We start from the raw sequence: 19,599 nt of genomic DNA on the forward strand, positions 1-19,599 counted from the left end.
AAAACGGAAAACCCTAGGCTTGGGTTTTCCGTTTATTTTTATTGCGTGCGCGCAAATCGCGGAAGAACTGGGTAAGCAATCCGCCGCACTCATCCGCCATGACGTTTTCGGTCACTTCGCATTGATGGTTGAAGCGCTCGTCGTTCAGCAGGCGGTACAGCGAATCGACGCAGCCTGCCTTGCTATCGCGCGCGCCGTAGACAATATGCGGGATGCGCGATTGCAGAATGGCGCCGGCGCACATCGGGCAAGGCTCTAACGTAACGTAAAGCTTTGTGTCTTCAAGCCGCCAATTGTCGAGTGCTTCACAGGCTTGCTGGATGGCGAGCAATTCGGCGTGTGTCACTGCATTTCGCGTCGTTTCACGTAAATTATGGGCACGTGCGATGATGCGGTCGCCTTGCACGATGACCGCGCCGATCGGCACCTCGCCTTTTTGGGCTGCTTTTTGGGCTTCTTCAATCGCCAGCCCCATAAAATAATGGTCTTTTTCCATTCCGTTCATGATTCATCGCTCCTCGACTTTCAGTGTATCATCTTTTCGTCCTGACAAAGCACTACAAAGCCGTACACAATTTGGAACGCCATTTGGCTCTACTTTTACTTTTGGAGATATGGTAAAATAAATGGCATTGCATTTTACTTGAATCGAAGAAGGGGGACTTCTTGTGCCGGTGCCATTTATCACCGTAGAAGGTCCGATCGGAGTGGGGAAAACCTCGCTGACGAAAGCACTTTCGGAGCAACACCAGTTTCAATTGCTGAAGGAAATCGTGGATGAAAATCCGTTTTTGAATAAATTTTACGAAGATATCGAGGAATGGAGCTTCCAGACGGAAATGTTCTTCCTGTGCAATCGCTATAAGCAATTGAGCGATATCCAAAAGAAATTCATCTCCAACCAGGAGCCGGTCGTTGCGGACTATCATATCTTCAAAAACTTGATTTTCGCCAAACGGACGCTGCCTGAAGAAGAGTATGCCAAATACGAAGCGATCTATAAAATCTTGACGGCAGATATGCCGAAGCCGAATATGGTCATTTATTTGCACGCGAGCCTCGACACCTTGATGAAGCGCATTAAATTGCGCGGCCGTGAATTCGAACAGATGATCACGCCTGATTACATGGAGCAATTGTCTGCAGACTACCATGAATTTATCGAACGTTTCGAACGCGAGCATCCGGAAATTCCGGTATTGCGCTTTAACGGAGACAAACTTGATTTTGTGCAAAACCGTTCCGACCTCGAAGTGATTCTCACTCATGTGGAAGGCACGCTTGAAAAAAGGAGCTTATCAATATGAATGAAAATTTACGAGACAAGTACGGCATTCCGAAAGATGCCGTCATCACCATCGCCGGAACGGTCGGCGTTGGCAAATCGACAATGACCAAAGCACTTGCAGATTCACTGCAATTCCGTACATCTTTTGAAAATGTAGACGGTAACCCGTATCTTGATTTGTTTTACGACGATTTCGAGAAATGGAGCTTCCATCTGCAAATCTATTTCCTGGCAGAGCGTTTTAAAGAGCAAAAGCGGATGTTTGAATACGGCGGCGGCTTTATCCAAGACCGCTCGATATACGAAGACACCGGCATTTTTGCAAAGATGCATCAGGAAAAAGGCACGATGAATGAAGTCGACTACGAGACCTATACCAACTTATTCGATGCGATGGTCATGACGCCTTATTTCCCGCATCCGGATTTATTGATTTACTTAGAAGGCTCGATTGACGATATTCTCGGACGCATCCAAGAGCGTGGCCGCGCAATGGAACAGCAGACGCCTGTTGAATACTGGCTGGAAATGCACGAACGCTACGAACGCTGGATCGACTCGTTCAACGCTTGTCCTGTGCTGCGCCTCAACATCAATGACTATGATTTGATGAACGATCCGGATTGTTCAGAGCAAATCGTGGAACGCATCGGCAAATTCATGCAGCAGACCGCTGTATTGAAACGCTAAAAAAGCGGAGACAATTGTCTCCGCTTTTTTTATTTCCCAGGAAATAAGGACAACAAAAAAACTCACAGAATTGATCTGTGAGTTTTTTATAATATTCAGACACACGATTGTTAAGAAAAATTCGTTACCGAAGCAACGAATCAATCTCTATCTACATGCGCGTAGTATTCAAAAATGGAGGAGGAAGAGGGATTCGAACCCCCGCGGGATTTGACTCCCCTGTCGGTTTTCAAGACCGATCCCTTCAGCCAAACTTGGGTATTCCTCCGTGTTGGACAAGATATAATTTATCACGGATTTAAAAACCCGTCAACAGTTTTGAAAGAAAAAATTATGTTTTTTACAGAAAGCGATAGAAAGGCCGGTTCATGAAGATAATCGCCGCCTGTTTTACGCGCTATTAACTTTATGTTTGATTTTTCCTCCAGCACTCCGTATACTAGTAAATGCCGTGCTAGGTGGGAAGGTAGCGGTGTCCTGTAACCTGCAATCCGCTCTAGCAGGACTGAATTCCTTTCTGAGGCTGTTTGTATGCAAGGTCTGCCTCATGCACGTAGTGTTGACATCTGGGTCCTGCGCAATGGAAACCCATGAACCATGTCAGGTCCGGAAGGAAGCAGCATTAAGTGGTACTTTCTATGTGCCGCGGGGTTGCCTAGATCGAGCCAACGACATGAGTAACGCTTGTGTACAGCAGTCGAAGAAAGGTGCACGGCTTAACCTAAATGATCCAAACCTGTCCGCAGCTTGCGGGCAGGTTTTTTTCTGTCCAGAATGTGTGGCGCCCGGTGAAATGATTCGGGAACAAGGCCCTTTTATGGTATAATGAAAGGACGGAACAAAGACTTTTTAAAAGGGGAGAACAAGGTGGCGTATCAAGCTTTTTACCGTGTGTACAGACCGCGGACTTTCTCGGAAATGACCGGCCAGACGCATGTCAAACAAACCCTTCAGAATGCTCTCCTTTATGATAAAACGACCCACGCGTATTTATTCTCAGGCCCTCGGGGTACCGGGAAGACGAGTGCGGCGAAAATTTTCGCTAAAGCGCTGAATTGCGAACAAGCCCCAGCAGCGGAACCGTGCAATGAATGTTCTTCTTGCCGGAGCATCGACGAAGGCTCGAATACAGACGTCATCGAATTCGATGCGGCTTCCAATTCACGGGTTGAGGAAATGCGGGAAATTATCGAGAAAGTTCGTTTTTCTCCAGCTAACTCCCGGTTCAAAGTTTATATCATTGATGAAGTGCATATGTTGTCGAACAGCGCCTTCAACGCATTGTTGAAAACATTGGAAGAACCGCCGGAACACGTCGTCTTCATTTTGGCGACGACCGAGCCGCATAAATTGCCGCTGACGATCATTTCCCGTTGCCAGCGGTTCGATTTCAAATCGCATACACAAGCGGACATCGTCGCGCGAATGATCACCGTCTTGGAAGATGCTAAGATTCCTTATAATGAGCAAGTGTTGAAAATCATCGCCCAGGCAGCAGCGGGTGGCATGCGTGATGCGCTCAGCCTGCTCGACCAAGTTGTATCGTTCAGCGGAGATGAAATGACCATTGAAGATGCGCTTCTGGTTACGGGTTCCATCAGCCAGGATATGTTTTACGGCATTGCCGAAGCGTTGTTGAAGAAAGACGTCGGCCAAGCGTTGACCTTACTTGAGCAATTGGTGCGCGACGGCAAAGATCCGGTCCGCTTAGTGGAGGATTTCATTACCTTCTTCCGCGATCTATTGCTGATCCAAACAGCGCCGGGGCTACGCGATATGCTGGAGCTTGCCGCTTTCGAACCGCGTTTTGAAGAGCTGGCGGAACAGTTTGAAGCGTTGACACTCTATAACTGGATTGATATTTTAACAAAGACCCAGCAAGAGATGCGCTTCTCGAACCATACGAAAATCTATATGGAAACGGCCCTCTTGAAGATGGTGCAGGCAGACGCACCCGTCCAAACCATAGGTGCAGGGGCGCCATCTCCTGAACTTGAAGCGAAAGTCGCGAGCCTCGAGCAATTGGTGCGCGAATTGCAACAACAAATGAAAGAAGGCGGCGGCTCGAATAATGCGGCGCCTCAAGCCGAACAGAAAAAGCGCCAGCGTTCACAAAGCGCCTTTAAAATCCCAACCGGCCGCATTCAGGAAGTGCTGAAGAATGCGACGAAACCAGATATCCAGGCGATCAAAACCAATTGGGCGACCGTGATGGGACAATTGCAGCGCTCGCATTCGGCATTGCTCAACGATGCCGAGCCGGTAGCGGCATCCCCAGATGCTTTTGTGTTAAAATTCAAGTATGATATTCATTGCCAGATGGCTTCTGAAAATCAGACTTTTGCTGCAGCGTTCAGCCAATTGCTTGAGCAGTACACGGGCAAGGCTTACACGCCGGTTTATGTGCCGGACGCCAATTGGCTGAAAATCCGTGAAGAGTTTATCCGCAACGGCGGCTTGAAAAATGAAGGCGACGCGCAGGAACCGGAAGGACAGGAAGAGAATCCGTTTTCCGGTGACGGCGCAAGCCCTGAAGAAGATCCATTCGTCTCTGAGGCGGAGCGGCTCTTCGGCAAGGATTTCGTTGAAGTCCATGATGATTAACGAATACAAAATTTGAGGAGGAACCAATTATGCGTGGTGGAGGAAATATGCAAGGCATGATGAAGCAAATGCAAAAAATGCAAAAACAAATGGCGGAGGCTCAAGAAGAGCTCGGCACATTGAAATTTGAAGGAACAGCAGGCGGCGGAATGGTCAAAGTAACTGTTTCCGGCCATAAAGAAGTTCTTGATATCGCATTGGATCCGGCAATCGTAGACCCGGAAGATGTTGAAATGCTGCAAGATACATTGATCGTTGCAACAAACGAAGCGTTTAAAAAAGCGGACGAGCATGCGAATTCCACAATGGGGAAATTCACGAAAGGCTTGAATATCCCAGGCATGTTCTAGGAGGTAAGCGATAATGCACTACCCGGAACCTATTTCCAAATTGATGGAGAGTTTTATGAAGTTGCCAGGGATCGGGCCGAAAACAGCGGCCCGGCTGGCATTTTTTGTGCTCGGCATGAAAGAAGACACCGTGCTTGATTTCGCGAAAGCATTGGTCGACGCCAAACGCAATTTGAGCTTTTGCTCAGTCTGCGGCCACATTACGGATGTCGACCCGTGCCAGATTTGCCAGGATACAAGCCGCGACCGTTCGATGATCTGTGTGGTCCAGGATCCGAAAGACGTCATCGCGATGGAAAAGATGCGCGATTACACGGGTCTTTATCACGTACTGCAAGGTGCCATTTCACCAATGGATGGCATCGGGCCGGAAGATATCAACGTACCATCACTTTTGACCCGTCTTCAAGACGAGCAAGTAAAAGAACTGATTTTGGCGACGAACCCGACGATCGAAGGGGAAGCGACCGCTATGTATATCTCACGGCTAGTAAGGCCATCCGGCATCCGGACTACGCGTATTGCACACGGGCTTCCAGTTGGAGGCGACTTGGAGTATGCGGATGAAGTCACATTATCCAAAGCTCTCGAAGGCCGTCGCGAACTTTCCTAAACTCTTGATAAATGGTAAATATTCTGACAAGTAATGATATTTGTATAATTGTTCCGTTTGATTTTAATGGAAGCTTATTATAGAAGGAAGTTGTTTAATCCATCTGTTTCAGAGGGGTGAACAACTTCTTTTTTTGTATGAAAAGAGTGGCGGGAATCAAGAAAGGTTTTTAAATATAATTTAATTTACCAAAAGTGTTGACTTTCTAAAGGGTGTGCTTTAATATAGTAAGAGTCGTCAGGAACGACAGCAAACATGAACCTTGAAAACTGAACAGCAAAACGTCAACAATACAGTCGCGAGTGATCGCGGCAAACGTACTGATCAGCTTCGGCAGATCAAGCGAATCGCGCGTCTTTCGGGACGGCGATACGCCAGCAACTATTGAGCAATCAATACTACTCTATAATGGAGAGTTTGATCCTGGCTCAGGACGAACGCTGGCGGCGTGCCTAATACATGCAAGTCGAGCGGAGATAGTGGAGCTTGCTCCATTATCTTAGCGGCGGACGGGTGAGTAACACGTGGGCAACCTGCCCTGCAGATCGGGATAACTCCGGGAAACCGGTGCTAATACCGAATAGTTTGCGGCCTCTCATGAGGCTGCACGGAAAGACGGTTTCGGCTGTCACTGCAGGATGGGCCCGCGGCGCATTAGCTAGTTGGTGAGGTAACGGCTCACCAAGGCCACGATGCGTAGCCGACCTGAGAGGGTGATCGGCCACACTGGGACTGAGACACGGCCCAGACTCCTACGGGAGGCAGCAGTAGGGAATCTTCCGCAATGGACGAAAGTCTGACGGAGCAACGCCGCGTGAGTGAAGAAGGTTTTCGGATCGTAAAACTCTGTTGTGAGGGAAGAACAAGTACCAACTAACTACTGGTACCTTGACGGTACCTCACCAGAAAGCCACGGCTAACTACGTGCCAGCAGCCGCGGTAATACGTAGGTGGCAAGCGTTGTCCGGAATTATTGGGCGTAAAGCGCGCGCAGGCGGTCCTTTAAGTCTGATGTGAAAGCCCACGGCTCAACCGTGGAGGGTCATTGGAAACTGGGGGACTTGAGTGCAGAAGAGGAAAGTGGAATTCCACGTGTAGCGGTGAAATGCGTAGAGATGTGGAGGAACACCAGTGGCGAAGGCGACTTTCTGGTCTGTAACTGACGCTGAGGCGCGAAAGCGTGGGGAGCAAACAGGATTAGATACCCTGGTAGTCCACGCCGTAAACGATGAGTGCTAAGTGTTAGGGGGTTTCCGCCCCTTAGTGCTGCAGCTAACGCATTAAGCACTCCGCCTGGGGAGTACGGCCGCAAGGCTGAAACTCAAAGGAATTGACGGGGGCCCGCACAAGCGGTGGAGCATGTGGTTTAATTCGAAGCAACGCGAAGAACCTTACCAGGTCTTGACATCCCGCTGACCGCCTAGGAGACTAGGCTTTCCCTTCGGGGACAGCGGTGACAGGTGGTGCATGGTTGTCGTCAGCTCGTGTCGTGAGATGTTGGGTTAAGTCCCGCAACGAGCGCAACCCTTGATCTTAGTTGCCAGCATTCAGTTGGGCACTCTAAGGTGACTGCCGGTGACAAACCGGAGGAAGGTGGGGATGACGTCAAATCATCATGCCCCTTATGACCTGGGCTACACACGTGCTACAATGGACGGTACAAAGGGCTGCAAACCCGCGAGGGGGAGCCAATCCCAGAAAACCGTTCTCAGTTCGGATTGCAGGCTGCAACTCGCCTGCATGAAGCCGGAATCGCTAGTAATCGCGGATCAGCATGCCGCGGTGAATACGTTCCCGGGCCTTGTACACACCGCCCGTCACACCACGAGAGTTTGTAACACCCGAAGTCGGTGGGGTAACCCTTACGGGAGCCAGCCGCCGAAGGTGGGACAGATGATTGGGGTGAAGTCGTAACAAGGTAGCCGTATCGGAAGGTGCGGCTGGATCACCTCCTTTCTAAGGAAAATATCGGAACCGATTCTCACGAATCGGGTTGACGTTTTGCGTTCAGTTTTGAAGGTTCACTCCGCAAGGATTGACTTTCAAACTTGTTCTTTGAAAACTGGATAGATCGACATTGATTAAGAAACAAGCATCAAGTAGCGTGATCGCTTTGCGATCAACTTATTTTTTTTGACCATTCAGTGGTTAAGTTAATAAGGGCGCACGGTGGATGCCTTGGCACTAGGAGCCGAAGAAGGACGGCACTAACACCGATATGCCTCGGGGAGCTGTAAGTGAGCTGTGATCCGGGGATTTCCGAATGGGGAAACCCACTGTTCGTAATGGAGCAGTATCCATGTGTGAATACATAGCACATGAGAAGGCAGACTCAGGGAACTGAAACATCTAAGTACCTGAAGGAAGAGAAAGCAAATGCGATTCCCCAAGTAGCGGCGAGCGAAACGGGATCAGCCCAAACCAGAAGGCTTGCCTTCTGGGGTTGTAGGACACTCTATACGGAGTTACAAAGGAACGGATTAAGCGAAGCGACCTGGAACGGTCCGCAAGATAGGGTAATAGCCCCGTAGCTGAAAGTTCGTTCCCTCCAGAGTGGATCCTGAGTACGGCGGAACACGAGAAATTCCGTCGGAATCCGGGAGGACCATCTCCCAAGGCTAAATACTCCCTAGTGACCGATAGTGAACCAGTACCGTGAGGGAAAGGTGAAAAGCACCCCGGAAGGGGAGTGAAATAGATCCTGAAACCGTGTGCCTACAAGTAGTTAGAGCCCGTTAATGGGTGATAGCGTGCCTTTTGTAGAATGAACCGGCGAGTTACGATTGCATGCAAGGTTAAGGTGAGAAGCCGGAGCCGCAGCGAAAGCGAGTCTGAATAGGGCGAGTGAGTATGCAGTTGTAGACCCGAAACCAGGTGATCTACCCATGTCCAGGGTGAAGGTAAGGTAACACTTACTGGAGGCCCGAACCCACGCACGTTGAAAAGTGCGGGGATGAGGTGTGGGTAGCGGAGAAATTCCAATCGAACCTGGAGATAGCTGGTTCTCTCCGAAATAGCTTTAGGGCTAGCCTCAAGAAGAGAATCCTGGAGGTAGAGCACTGTTTGGACTAGGGGCCCATCCCGGGTTACCGAATTCAGACAAACTCCGAATGCCAGTGATTTATGCTTGGGAGTCAGACTGCGAGTGATAAGATCCGTAGTCAAGAGGGAAACAGCCCAGACCACCAGCTAAGGTCCCCAAATATCCGTTAAGTGGAAAAGGATGTGGCGTTGCTTAGACAACCAGGATGTTGGCTTAGAAGCAGCCATCATTTAAAGAGTGCGTAATAGCTCACTGGTCGAGTGACACTGCGCCGAAAATGTACCGGGGCTAAACGGATTACCGAAGCTGTGGATGGACATCGTAGATGTCCGTGGTAGGAGAGCGTTCTAAGGGCGTTGAAGTCAGACCGGAAGGACTGGTGGAGCGCTTAGAAGTGAGAATGCCGGTATGAGTAACGAAAGACGGGTGAGAATCCCGTCCACCGAATGCCTAAGGTTTCCTGAGGAAGGCTCGTCCGCTCAGGGTTAGTCGGGACCTAAGTCGAGGCCGATAGGCGTAGACGATGGACAACAGGTTGATATTCCTGTACCACCTCCCCGCCGTTTGAGTAATGGGGGGACGCAGAAGGATAGGGTGAGCGTGCCGTTGGTTGTGCACGTCCAAGTTGTGAGATGAGAAACGAGGCAAATCCCGTTTCTATGTACATCAAGCAGTGATGGCAAGAGGTTTAACCTCAGAGTCCCTGATTTCACACTGCCAAGAAAAGCCTCTAGCGAGGCGGGAGGTGCCCGTACCGCAAACCGACACAGGTAGGCGAGAAGAGAATTCTAAGGTGAGCGAGTGAACTCTCGTTAAGGAACTCGGCAAAATGACCCCGTAACTTCGGGAGAAGGGGTGCTCTGGTAGGGTGAATAGCCCGAGAGAGCCGCAGTGAATAGGCCCAGGCGACTGTTTAGCAAAAACACAGGTCTCTGCAAAACCGTAAGGTGACGTATAGGGGCTGACGCCTGCCCGGTGCTGGAAGGTTAAGGGGAGTGCTTAGCGCAAGCGAAGGTGCGAACCGAAGCCCCAGTAAACGGCGGCCGTAACTATAACGGTCCTAAGGTAGCGAAATTCCTTGTCGGGTAAGTTCCGACCCGCACGAAAGGCGTAACGATCTGGGCACTGTCTCAACGAGAGACTCGGTGAAATTATAGTACCTGTGAAGATGCAGGTTACCCGCGACAGGACGGAAAGACCCCGTGGAGCTTTACTGTAGCCTGATATTGAATTTTGGTGCAACTTGTACAGGATAGGTAGGAGCCAGAGAACCCGGAGCGCCAGCTTCGGGGGAGGCGTCGGTGGGATACTACCCTGGTTGTATTGAACTTCTAACCCACAAGCCTTAGCGGCTTGGGAGACAGTGTCAGGCGGGCAGTTTGACTGGGGCGGTCGCCTCCTAAAGAGTAACGGAGGCGCTCAAAGGTTCCCTCAGAATGGTTGGAAATCATTCGCAGAGTGTAAAGGCACAAGGGAGCTTGACTGCGAGACGGACAGGTCGAGCAGGGTCGAAAGACGGACTTAGTGATCCGGTGGTTCCGCATGGAAGGGCCATCGCTCAACGGATAAAAGCTACCCCGGGGATAACAGGCTTATCTCCCCCAAGAGTCCACATCGACGGGGAGGTTTGGCACCTCGATGTCGGCTCATCGCATCCTGGGGCTGTAGTCGGTCCCAAGGGTTGGGCTGTTCGCCCATTAAAGCGGTACGCGAGCTGGGTTCAGAACGTCGTGAGACAGTTCGGTCCCTATCCGTCGCGGGCGCAGGAAATTTGAGAGGAGCTGTCCTTAGTACGAGAGGACCGGGATGGACACACCGCTGGTGTACCAGTTGTTCTGCCAAGAGCATCGCTGGGTAGCTATGTGTGGCCGGGATAAGTGCTGAAAGCATCTAAGCACGAAGCCCCCCTCAAGATGAGATTTCCCATTGCGCAAGCAAGTAAGATCCCTCAAAGACGATGAGGTAGATAGGTTCGGGGTGGAAGCGTGGCGACACGTGCAGCTGACGAATACTAATCGATCGAGGACTTAACCAACAAACTGAAAACTGTTTCACCCAATGTCGATTTATCCAGTTTTGAGCGAACAAGCTCAAGAGTCCAGTGATGATGGCAAAGAGGCCACACCCGTTCCCATCCCGAACACGGAAGTTAAGCTCTTTTGCGCCGATGGTAGTTGGGGGTTTCCCCCTGTGAGAGTAGGACGTCGCTGGGCAAGTAGAAAGGCCGTTACCGGTTCATTCCGGTAGCGGTCTTTTTTTATATTGTTTTTGTAAAAACACAGCCCTGCTTTTCGAAAAGATATGGCGTCCGGTATAATGGAATAAACTATGAATGAAAACGTGAGGATGCAAAGATTATGACTCAAAGACGTCCAGTAGTGGATGCATTATTGGAATTTCAGAGAAGACGGCCGATTTCTTTTCATGTCCCTGGCCATAAAAACGGCCTGCTATCGGGTTTGCCGAAAGAATTAAAAGCGGCACTTGCGTACGATATGACAGAGTTGGAGGGCCTAGACGATTTACACGCCCCTCATGCGGCGATCAAGGAAGCGGAAGATTTGCTGGCAGAGGCGTATGGTTCGAAAAAAAGCTACTTTCTGGTGAACGGTTCAACTGCAGGAAATCTTGCGATGATCCATGCGGTTTGCGGAGAAGGAGACCTGGTGATTGTGCAGCGCAATTCGCATAAATCAATCTTCCATGCGCTTGAACTTACCCATGTAAAACCCGTTTACGTTGCGCCTGAATGGGATGAGGCGTCCAAAAGCGCTGCAGCTGTCGCCCTTTCTTCAATAGTGGCTGCCATAGATGAATATCCGGAAGCGAAAGCGGTCGTTTTGACATACCCTAGTTATTACGGTGTAGCTTCTGCTGAGTTAGAGGCAATTATTGAATTTTGCCATGAACGGAATATCCCCGTACTCGTCGATGAAGCGCATGGGGCGCATTTAGCAGCGGGCGAGCCGTTCCCGGTAAGTGCATTGGCATATGGAGCCGATGTGGTGGTTCAGTCTGCGCATAAAACTTTACCGGCTATGACAATGGGCTCGTATCTTCATATAGCAGGAGAGCTGGTAGAGGAAAGAATGATCGAGAAGTATTTGCGGATTTTTCAATCGAGCAGTCCTTCCTATCCCGTTATGGCGTCTCTGGATGACGCGAGGGCATATATCCAAAATTACTCTGTTCACGATAAGCGCGATTTTCTCGAAAAACGCCTGTATTTCATTTCCAGCATCAGGCGGATTCCTTCTCTTGAAGTAGTGGAGACGGATGACCCGCTGAAATTATTGCTGCGGGTCGAAAATAGAGGGGGCTTTCAGCTGAAAGAGGCATTGGAACAGACGGGTGTTTATGTAGAATTGGCAGACCTTTTCCAGGTGCTGTTGATCTTGCCGCTGTCAAAACCTTGGCATGCTTATCCGTATGCCGAAATACGCAGCCGCATCAAAGAAGCTGTACATAGTGTGCGGCTATTGGAGAAGCATGCTCCAGAATTCCGACCTGGCTATCCAAAAGTCGTGACAGTTCCCGAGCTATCGTTTGAGGAAGTGGATTTATCTGTGCACGAATGGGTGCCTTACACGAGGGCGATTGGCCGGATCTCATCGGCTATGGTAACGCCTTATCCGCCGGGCATTCCGCTGGTAACTGCAGGGGAGAAGTGGACTGTCGAAAAAGTGGAGGAGTTGTCGGATTATCTAGGGGCTGGTGCGGAGATACAAGGGGAACACCGTTTGTCGGAAAAGCTGGTTTCCGTTATCCCATGGTGAGTAGAACGAATGCTTGGGTGGTATACAATAGCATATGCGAAAGCGAATGTGGGGGTAATAGTATGGAACAGGAAAAGTACGCAATTATTGATATTGGCTCGAATACTATCCGGTTGGTGATTTATACGCGGGATAAGAGCGGGCGTTTCTCGGAAAGTGAGAACGTTAAGGCGGTTGCCCGTCTTCGCAATTATTTAACGAACGATAATACGCTTTCCGAAGAAGGCATACAAGTATTGATTGATACTTTGAAGAGCTTTCAGGAAGTCACACGCCACCATCAGCTCGAAGCGATTAAATGCGTTGCGACGGCTGCTGTGCGGCAAGCGAAAAACCAGGATGTTATTATCGATCGAGTTGGAAAAGAGACGGATTTTACGATGCGCATCCTATCGGAATACGAAGAAGCGCATTATGGTTATTTGGCTGTGGTCAATTCAATGTCGTATAAAAGCGGCATTACGGTCGATATCGGCGGTGGCAGTACGGAACTGACTTTATTTGAAGACCGTGAACTCATTCATTTCCACAGTTTTCCGTTCGGTGCTTTATCGCTGAAGAAGCAGTTTATCGAAGGGGATACACCGAAAAACAGTGAATTGAAGGCGCTGCGGGAGTTTCTCGAAAATCAGTTTTTGACACTCGATTGGATTGAGGGGAAGAACTTGCCGTTGATCGGAATCGGGGGCAGTGCACGGAACTTGGCGCAGATTCACCAGGAAAAAATCGATTATCCGCTTTCAGGTGTCCATGAGTACACCATGAAGCGGAAAGAAGTGGAAGAAACGAATAAGTGGCTAGGATCGATGGCGTTTGACGATTTGCAGCGGGTGGAAGGCTTGTCACGCGACCGGGCGGATATTATCATTCCGGCGGTGGAAGTGTTTAATTGCCTGATGGAATTGATTGATGCGGAACTGTTTGCTTTGAGTCGAAAAGGGCTCCGGGATGGCGTATTTTATGAGGAAATGACCAAAGATTTCGAGATGCCGGTGTTTCCGAACGTCATTGAGGAGAGTTTCTACGATTTGGCGATCGACTACGACATCAATTTGACGCATGCCATCCATGTGACCAATAGCTCGCTGATGATTGTGCGGGAATTGGAAGAGCAAGGGCTTCTTGAATTGACAGAGAGGGACTATCATTGGATCCGTCTGGGCAGTTCCATGTATAATCTCGGTTCGTATATCGACTCTGAATCGAGCAATCAGCATACCTTCTATCTACTGGCGAACCGGACTATCGATGGGCTTTTGCACAAAGAGCGCATTATTGTCGCCTTGCTCGCCTCTTATAAAAACAAGAATTTGTTCAAACGCAATGCAGCGCTCTATGAAGACTGGTTTACGGAAGAAGAGCTGGATAAATTCAATATCATCGGCGCGGTCATCAAATTCGCCTATAGTTTGAATGCGACGAAACGCGATATTGTTGAAGACATCCAATTGGAATCCCAAAAAGAAGCGCTCATTTTCTCTATCCAATGCCGTGAAGACTGGAAACCGGAGCAATACCAGGTCGAGAAGCAGAAAAAGCATTTGGAGAAGCTATTAAAGAAAACGATCACCGTCCACTTTCATGAATGAATGAAACCTGAGGGGGAGTTTTGCCGTGGGAAAGAAAAAGGAAGACATGATCCAGTTGAACAATCCTTCTTATTACAATAACCGCGAACTGAGTTGGCTGGCATTCAATGAACGGGTGTTGCAAGAAGCGCTTGACCCGCGCAATCCGCTGCTCGAAAAGCTTAAGTTCTTGGCGATTTTCAGTTCCAACTTGGATGAGTTTTTCATGGTCCGTGTGGCGGGACTACAGGACCAAGTGAAGGTGGGCTTTAATAAGCCTGAGAACAAAGCCGGGATGACGCCAAAGCAGCAATTGCATGAAATTGCCTTGAAAAACCATCAATTGGTGAATTTGCAATACGACACCCTGCGTAAAATATTGTATCCCAAGCTTCAGAGAGAGCATGTCCATTTCCTGAAAGTAAGGGAATTGAGCGATTCGCAGCAAGAGGCTTTAGAGGTTTATTTTGATGAGCATATTTTTCCTGTGCTGACCCCGATGGCGATCGATGCCTACCGCCCGTTTCCGATGCTGTTGAATAAAAGTATCAATTTGGCGGTGGTCTTGGAAGACACGGCAAAAGAAGCGGATTCTGAACAACGGACGCGAACAGCCATCGTGCAATTGCCTGCGATGCTTGAGCGCTTTGTCCAATTGCCGGAAAACGGCGGATTGCGCAAGTTATTGATGCTCGAAGACGTCATCGGTTTCTTTATCGGCAAGCTGTTTCACGGCTATGAAGTCAAATCGACGACTGTGTTCCGTATCACCCGCAATGCGGATATGACAATACACGAAGAAGGCGCGCGCGATTTGCTCAAAGAAATCGAAGAAGAGTTGAGAAAGCGCAAATGGGGCGCTGCCGTTCGGCTCGAAGTGCAAAAAGATGGCTTGGATCCCGTTATTTTGGACTATTTGATGGATGAGTTGGAAGTGCATCCGAAAGACGTCTATGAAATTGATGGATTTCTGGACTTGACCGTGTTTTTCGGTTTTTACAAAAAGATGGCCCCAATATGGGAGCATTTGGTATATGAGGGCAAGATTTCGCAATTGCCGGTAGGGATGGAGAACGGCAAGGCGATTTTTGCGAAAATCGCCGATGAAGATGTTTTTTTGCATCATCCTTATGAATCGTTCGAGCCGGTCGTCGAGTTTATTTCGGAAGCGGCGGATGACCCTGATGTGCTCGCCATCAAACAGACCTTGTACCGTGTCAGCGGGGATTCCCCGGTGATCAATGCCTTGAAGCGGGCAGCAGAAAACGGCAAGCAAGTAACGGTGCTTGTCGAATTGAAGGCACGTTTTGATGAGGAAAACAACGTGCACTGGGCGAAAGAACTTGAAAAAGCGGGCTGCCACGTTATTTACGGGATGACCCATTTAAAGACCCATAGCAAGATCACTCTTGTGGTGCGGAAAAAACAAGGGCGCATCGAGCGCTTTGTCCATCTTGGGACCGGCAATTACAACGACCAGACGGCAAAAATCTATACCGATATGAGCTTATTTACCTCGAAAAAAGAAATCGGCATCGATGCGACGAATTTCTTTAATTACTTGAGCGGCTACACGGAAAAGCCAGAATTCCATTATCTATCGGTGGCGCCGTTTTCGATCAGGAAAGACATTCTTCATTTGATCGATTCCGAAATCCGTTACGAGAAGAAGTATGGCAATGGCCATATTGTGGCTAAAATGAACTCTTTGACGGATAAGATCATCATAATGAAGCTGTATGAAGCGTCGCGTGCGGGGGTGAAGATCGATTTGATCGTCCGCGGCATCTGCTGCTTGCGGCCTGGAATTCCGGAGGTGAGCGATAATATTCGCGTGCGCAGCATTGTCGGGCGCCTGCTCGAACATAGCCGTGTGTATTATTTCCACCAGAATGGAAAAGAGAAGACCTTTTTATCTTCTGCGGATATGATGACGAGAAACCTGAACAACCGCATTGAAATCCTTTTCCCGATTCTCGATAAGCGGGTGAAAGGGCAAGTGTGGGACATTCTCGAGCTTGGGCTGAGGGATAATGTCAAAGCCCGTGAACAGGACGAGGAAGGCAATTACGGTTATGTCCGGAGAATGGAAGGGCAAGCGGTGATCGATAGCCAAATGGAACTGTTCGAGCGCGCATACCAAGTGGCGGAAGACGAGGAATAAGGTCTAAAGGAAGTTGTGGAACAGCCCGTTTTTGCGTTATAGTGGGTAGTGTTTTAGTTAAAAGATAAGGGAACAGGTGAAAATATGAGTTATTTTATTACGCTAGAAGGCGGCGAAGGATCGGGTAAGACGACGGCACTGGCGAAGCTGGCAGAACGTTTGACAGCTGATGGGTTTGAAGTAGTGACGACGCGTGAACCGGGGGGCATTGAAATCGCGGAGAAAATCCGCGAAGTCATCCTGGACCGGACGCATACGGCGATGGACGCCCGTACCGAAGCGCTATTATATGCAGCGGCACGGCGCCAGCATTTGGTGGAGCGTGTGCTGCCGGCGCTTCAGGCAGGGAAAATCGTTCTTTGCGACCGTTTTGTCGACAGCAGCCTCGCTTACCAGGGCCACGCACGCGGGCTTGGCCTGGACAATGTGCTGGCGATCAATGAATTCGCTATCGAAGGGCATATGCCTGAATTGACGCTATATTTTGATGTCAATCCGAAAACGGGGCTTGCGCGCATCGACCTCGATCAAGGACGTGAATTCAATCGCCTAGACGAGGAGTCGCTGGCGTTTCATTACAAAGTGAGGGAAGGCTATTTGCTATTGCTCGGCCGCTACCCGGAACGCATGCAGTTGATCAATGCGGAAAATGAGTTGGATGAAGTGGTGGCGGATGCGTATGAAGCATTGCAGCGCTTCTTGGCTGAAAAACAATAATGGATTGCCGGCAGCCCTGTTCGTTAAGGGCTGTTTTTTCATGGACTGAATCAACGGCTTTGTGCATATAGTCATGAATTTTTCGCATTGCCTAAAGGAAAGATGTGACGGCACGTTCACCGTTCGTGTTATACTAATACATAGAGAAGCAACCAAAAAAGGAGTGAGTGCTGATGAAACTCGTCGTTGCAGTGGTACAGGATCAAGACAGTAACCGCTTATCCAATGCGTTGACGAAAAATGATTTCCGGGCTACCAAGCTTGCCAGTACGGGAGGGTTCTTGCGCTCAGGAAATACCACCTTTTTAATCGGGGTCGACGATAGCCGTGTCCCGAAATTGATGGATTTGATCCGCGACAATTGCCGTGCGCGCGAACAGATGGTGGCGCCGGTTTCCCCGATGGGCGGAAATGCGGATTCCTATATACCGTATCCGGTCGAAGTGGAAGTGGGCGGGGCAACGATTTTTGTCTTGCCGATCGAACAGTTCCAACAATTTTAAGGAGCAGCTTGGCTGTTTCTTCGTCCGCACTACCCGTGATCCATCAGGAACACGGGATTTTTTACAAAGTTTGAAGGTGGAATCATGCACAAGACCATAGAAGAATTGCACGAGATGCAGCCGGTTGTGTTAAAACGGCTGCAAGGGGCGTATGCCAATGACCGTCTGGCCCATGCGTATCTACTCGAAGGGCCATCGGGTTCCGGGAAAAAGGAACTGACGCATTTTTTTGTCAAATTATTATTATGTGAAACACCGATTGATAATGTTCCATGTGAAACATGCCGCAGCTGTAAATTGTATGAAAGCGGCAATCACCCGAATATTTTATTCATAGAACCGGATGGCCAGAATATCAAAATCGACCAGATCCGCGATTTGATTTATACAATGAACAAGACAGCGCTCAACAGCGGGCGTAAGATCTACGTGATCGAGCAGGCGGACCGGATGAATAATTCCTCTGCCAACGCCTTGCTGAAGTTTTTGGAAGAACCGGAAGCGAATGTGACCGCATTGTTGCTAACGGAGCGCTTGAATGCCATCATGAGCACGATCCGCTCACGCTGCCAGCTATTGTCATTCCAGCCGCTGTCACGACCGAAGCTGATGGAGCGCTTGATGGCGGATGGCATGACGGGGTCGATGGCGGCGACGGTGAGTATGCTGACACAAAGCGAGCAGGAAGCGAAGCGGCTCAGCGAGGAAGAGCAGTTTGCCGATGAACGGAAACTGGTGTTGAAGCTGGTCGAGACGGTCGGGGGCAATGTCCACGAGGCATTACTTTTGATCCAATCTGACTGGCTGCCCTTGTTCAAGGAGAAAGAAGATGCCGAAAGAGGGCTCGACATGTTATTATTTGCATATCGGGACATCGCGACAGTGAAAGCGGGTCTTGAAACTGCACGCACGTATCCGGACATGGAAGAAACTTGGAAGCAGATGGCGCTTCAACGTTCGTTCGATGTATTGTCCAAGCAGCTGCAGGCAGTGCTACAAGCCAAACAGCAATTGCCGCGCAATATGAACCGGACACTGTTGATGGAGCAATTAATGCTAAATCTGCAGGAGGGGTAAAAAAGTGTATAAAGTAATAGGAGTCCGCTTCAAGAAAGCGGGTAAAATATATTATTTCGATCCAGGCGAAGCACTGATCGAAAAAGACGATTATGTCATTGTGGAAACAGCACGGGGCATCGAATACGGCAAAGTGGTCGTTCCCGTGAAAGAAGTGGGCGAGAACGATGTTGTTCTGCCGCTAAAGCAAGTGGTGCGGGTCGCCACTGAACGCGACCGCCTGCAAGTGGATGAAAACCGCTCAGAAGCAGAGCGCGCATTTGAAGTCGGGACGGAGAAAATCGAATCTCACCGTTTGGACATGAAGTTAGTCGATGTGGAATACACATTTGACCGCAATAAGGTCATTTTCTATTTCACCGCAGAAGGCCGTGTCGATTTCCGTAATTTGGTGAAAGACTTGGCGTCGATTTTTCGTACGCGCATCGAACTCCGCCAGATCGGCGTGCGTGACGAGGCGAAGATGCTTGGCGGCATCGGGCCATGCGGTCGCATGCTGTGCTGTTCGACTTTCCTTGGCGATTTTGAGCCAGTATCGATCAAGATGGCGAAAGACCAGAACCTGTCGTTGAATCCGTCGAAGATTTCAGGGCTGTGCGGCCGTTTGATGTGCTGCCTGAAATACGAGAACGATGAATACGAACAGGCGAAAAAGGAAATGCCGGATATCGGCGCACGCGTCGAGACGCCAGATGGCAACGGCCGCGTCGTCAGCTTGAACTTGCTTGAAAGAGTATTGAAAATCCGCCTGGCTGAACAAGACCAGACGCTGGAATATACATTGGATGAAATCATGAACCAAGGGACGAGAGCGTGAGGTGGTGGTATCAGTGAAAGAAAAGAACTTTTTGGATACGGTCATGGATTTTGAACAGCAATTGGAATCGATGCAAGAGCAGTTCCGTGATTTGAAAACAGTAGTAGCGCGGACGATGGAAGAGCATCATGCGCTGCAATTGGAAAATCATCATTTGCGTGCCCGCCTCGATGAACTGAACGAAAAGGTGCCGGAACCTGAAAAAGTCGACCCGGTCAAATTGAAAAAAGCCGTCATGGATATCGGCGAAGGCTACGACAACTTGGCACGCCTGTACCATGAAGGCTACCACGTCTGCAATGTCCATTTCGGCAGCTCCAGAAAAGGCGACGACTGCCTGTTTTGTTTATCTTTCCTGAATAAGCAAAACTAACAAAGAAAAGCGAGGC

14 protein-coding genes, 1 tRNA gene, 3 rRNA genes and 1 other RNA gene are annotated in these 19,599 nt (G+C 49.5%); 17 read left to right on the plus strand and 2 right to left on the minus strand.

The features are described from left to right. Positions 1 to 13 precede the first annotated feature (13 nt). On the minus strand, positions 14 to 505 hold the full coding sequence (gene tadA, locus M1Q06_RS00095; RefSeq protein WP_404467004.1) for a tRNA adenosine(34) deaminase TadA: 492 nt from the start codon (positions 503 to 505) through the stop codon (positions 14 to 16). 163 nt (positions 506 to 668) lie between these two features. Between tadA and M1Q06_RS00100 the strand changes: the two genes are divergently transcribed. Together M1Q06_RS00100 and M1Q06_RS00105 are read left to right on the plus strand one after the other, a co-directional pair. Beyond that, positions 669 to 1,307, plus strand: a complete 639-nt coding sequence (locus tag M1Q06_RS00100) for a deoxynucleoside kinase (RefSeq protein WP_112234005.1) — start codon at positions 669 to 671, stop codon at positions 1,305 to 1,307. After that, positions 1,304 to 1,978, plus strand: coding sequence for a deoxynucleoside kinase (locus M1Q06_RS00105; RefSeq protein ID WP_121301400.1), 675 nt, complete (start codon positions 1,304 to 1,306; stop codon positions 1,976 to 1,978). Before M1Q06_RS00100 ends, M1Q06_RS00105 begins: the two co-directional genes overlap by 4 nt. 175 nt (positions 1,979 to 2,153) lie before the next feature. Here the strand turns inward: M1Q06_RS00105 and M1Q06_RS00110 are convergent. Then, a tRNA-Ser gene (locus tag M1Q06_RS00110) sits at positions 2,154 to 2,246 on the minus strand. 181 nt (positions 2,247 to 2,427) lie between these two features. Between M1Q06_RS00110 and ffs the strand changes: the two genes are divergently transcribed. From ffs to yabA, 15 genes are all read left to right on the plus strand, one after another. After that, an RNA gene (gene ffs, locus M1Q06_RS00115) (signal recognition particle sRNA large type) lies at positions 2,428 to 2,693 on the plus strand. A 152-nt stretch (positions 2,694 to 2,845) separates the two neighbouring features. Continuing rightward, positions 2,846 to 4,582 carry a DNA polymerase III subunit gamma/tau gene (gene dnaX / locus M1Q06_RS00120; RefSeq protein WP_434400871.1) on the plus strand — a complete coding sequence of 579 codons (1,737 nt, stop codon included), beginning with the start codon at positions 2,846 to 2,848 and terminating at the stop codon, positions 4,580 to 4,582. Positions 4,583 to 4,611: 29 nt separating this feature from the next. Beyond that, complete coding sequence (locus M1Q06_RS00125; protein ID WP_434400873.1) at positions 4,612 to 4,932, plus strand: YbaB/EbfC family nucleoid-associated protein; 321 nt, start codon at positions 4,612 to 4,614, stop codon at positions 4,930 to 4,932. Positions 4,933 to 4,945: 13 nt separating this feature from the next. Then, the gene (recR, locus tag M1Q06_RS00130; protein WP_058382249.1) at positions 4,946 to 5,545 is read left to right on the plus strand and encodes a recombination mediator RecR; all 600 of its coding nucleotides are present in this window, start codon (positions 4,946 to 4,948) and stop codon (positions 5,543 to 5,545) included. Positions 5,546 to 5,950: 405 nt separating this feature from the next. Then, positions 5,951 to 7,501, plus strand: a 16S ribosomal RNA gene (locus M1Q06_RS00135). Positions 7,502 to 7,691: 190 nt separating this feature from the next. Next, positions 7,692 to 10,623: ribosomal RNA gene (locus M1Q06_RS00140) — 23S ribosomal RNA — on the plus strand. A gap of 62 nt (positions 10,624 to 10,685) precedes the next feature. Further along, positions 10,686 to 10,801 (plus strand): 5S ribosomal RNA (rrf, locus tag M1Q06_RS00145). The 16S, 23S and 5S rRNA genes sit together here, the layout of an rRNA operon. A gap of 144 nt (positions 10,802 to 10,945) precedes the next feature. Further along, entirely contained in the window at positions 10,946 to 12,364 is a 1,419-nt protein-coding gene (locus tag M1Q06_RS00150; protein WP_434400876.1) for an aminotransferase class I/II-fold pyridoxal phosphate-dependent enzyme, read from the plus strand. A gap of 62 nt (positions 12,365 to 12,426) precedes the next feature. Further along, positions 12,427 to 13,953 (plus strand): exopolyphosphatase, encoded by a 1,527-nt coding sequence (ppx, locus tag M1Q06_RS00155; protein WP_434400878.1) that lies wholly within the window; start codon positions 12,427 to 12,429, stop codon positions 13,951 to 13,953. 25 nt (positions 13,954 to 13,978) lie between these two features. Further along, positions 13,979 to 16,096 (plus strand): RNA degradosome polyphosphate kinase, encoded by a 2,118-nt coding sequence (locus M1Q06_RS00160; RefSeq protein WP_277751590.1) that lies wholly within the window; start codon positions 13,979 to 13,981, stop codon positions 16,094 to 16,096. 84 nt (positions 16,097 to 16,180) lie between these two features. After that, a complete protein-coding gene (gene tmk, locus M1Q06_RS00165) occupies positions 16,181 to 16,813 on the plus strand; it encodes a dTMP kinase (RefSeq protein ID WP_058382246.1) in 633 nt (210 codons plus the stop codon). Positions 16,814 to 16,986: 173 nt separating this feature from the next. Then, positions 16,987 to 17,316 (plus strand): cyclic-di-AMP receptor, encoded by a 330-nt coding sequence (locus tag M1Q06_RS00170; RefSeq protein WP_058382245.1) that lies wholly within the window; start codon positions 16,987 to 16,989, stop codon positions 17,314 to 17,316. Between the two features lie 84 nt (positions 17,317 to 17,400). Then, the gene (gene holB / locus M1Q06_RS00175) at positions 17,401 to 18,393 is read left to right on the plus strand and encodes a DNA polymerase III subunit delta' (RefSeq protein WP_121301352.1); all 993 of its coding nucleotides are present in this window, start codon (positions 17,401 to 17,403) and stop codon (positions 18,391 to 18,393) included. A gap of 4 nt (positions 18,394 to 18,397) precedes the next feature. Then, positions 18,398 to 19,210 (plus strand): PSP1 domain-containing protein, encoded by an 813-nt coding sequence (locus tag M1Q06_RS00180; RefSeq protein ID WP_058382243.1) that lies wholly within the window; start codon positions 18,398 to 18,400, stop codon positions 19,208 to 19,210. Positions 19,211 to 19,223: 13 nt separating this feature from the next. Beyond that, positions 19,224 to 19,583, plus strand: coding sequence for a DNA replication initiation control protein YabA (yabA, locus tag M1Q06_RS00185; protein ID WP_058382242.1), 360 nt, complete (start codon positions 19,224 to 19,226; stop codon positions 19,581 to 19,583). Positions 19,584 to 19,599: the final 16 nt, after the last annotated feature.

Origin of the sequence: Planococcus sp. 11815, from assembly GCF_051096385.1 — a bacterium.
GTDB lineage: Bacteria > Bacillota > Bacilli > Bacillales_A > Planococcaceae > Planococcus > Planococcus citreus.

What these genes read in the sequence shown, in the direction of transcription:
- recR (WP_058382249.1), top strand. Translation starts at nt 4,946, where the DNA reads ATGCACTACCCGGAACCTATTTCCAAATTGATGGAGAGTTTTATGAAG.
- tmk (WP_058382246.1), top strand. Translation starts at nt 16,181, where the DNA reads ATGAGTTATTTTATTACGCTAGAAGGCGGCGAAGGATCGGGTAAGACG.
- M1Q06_RS00125 (WP_434400873.1), top strand. Translation starts at nt 4,612, where the DNA reads ATGCGTGGTGGAGGAAATATGCAAGGCATGATGAAGCAAATGCAAAAA.
- holB (WP_121301352.1), top strand. Translation starts at nt 17,401, where the DNA reads ATGCACAAGACCATAGAAGAATTGCACGAGATGCAGCCGGTTGTGTTA.
- M1Q06_RS00170 (WP_058382245.1), top strand. Translation starts at nt 16,987, where the DNA reads ATGAAACTCGTCGTTGCAGTGGTACAGGATCAAGACAGTAACCGCTTA.
- M1Q06_RS00150 (WP_434400876.1), top strand. Translation starts at nt 10,946, where the DNA reads ATGACTCAAAGACGTCCAGTAGTGGATGCATTATTGGAATTTCAGAGA.
- M1Q06_RS00105 (WP_121301400.1), top strand. Translation starts at nt 1,304, where the DNA reads ATGAATGAAAATTTACGAGACAAGTACGGCATTCCGAAAGATGCCGTC.
- tadA (WP_404467004.1), bottom strand. Translation starts at nt 505, where the DNA reads ATGAACGGAATGGAAAAAGACCATTATTTTATGGGGCTGGCGATTGAA.
- ppx (WP_434400878.1), top strand. Translation starts at nt 12,427, where the DNA reads ATGGAACAGGAAAAGTACGCAATTATTGATATTGGCTCGAATACTATC.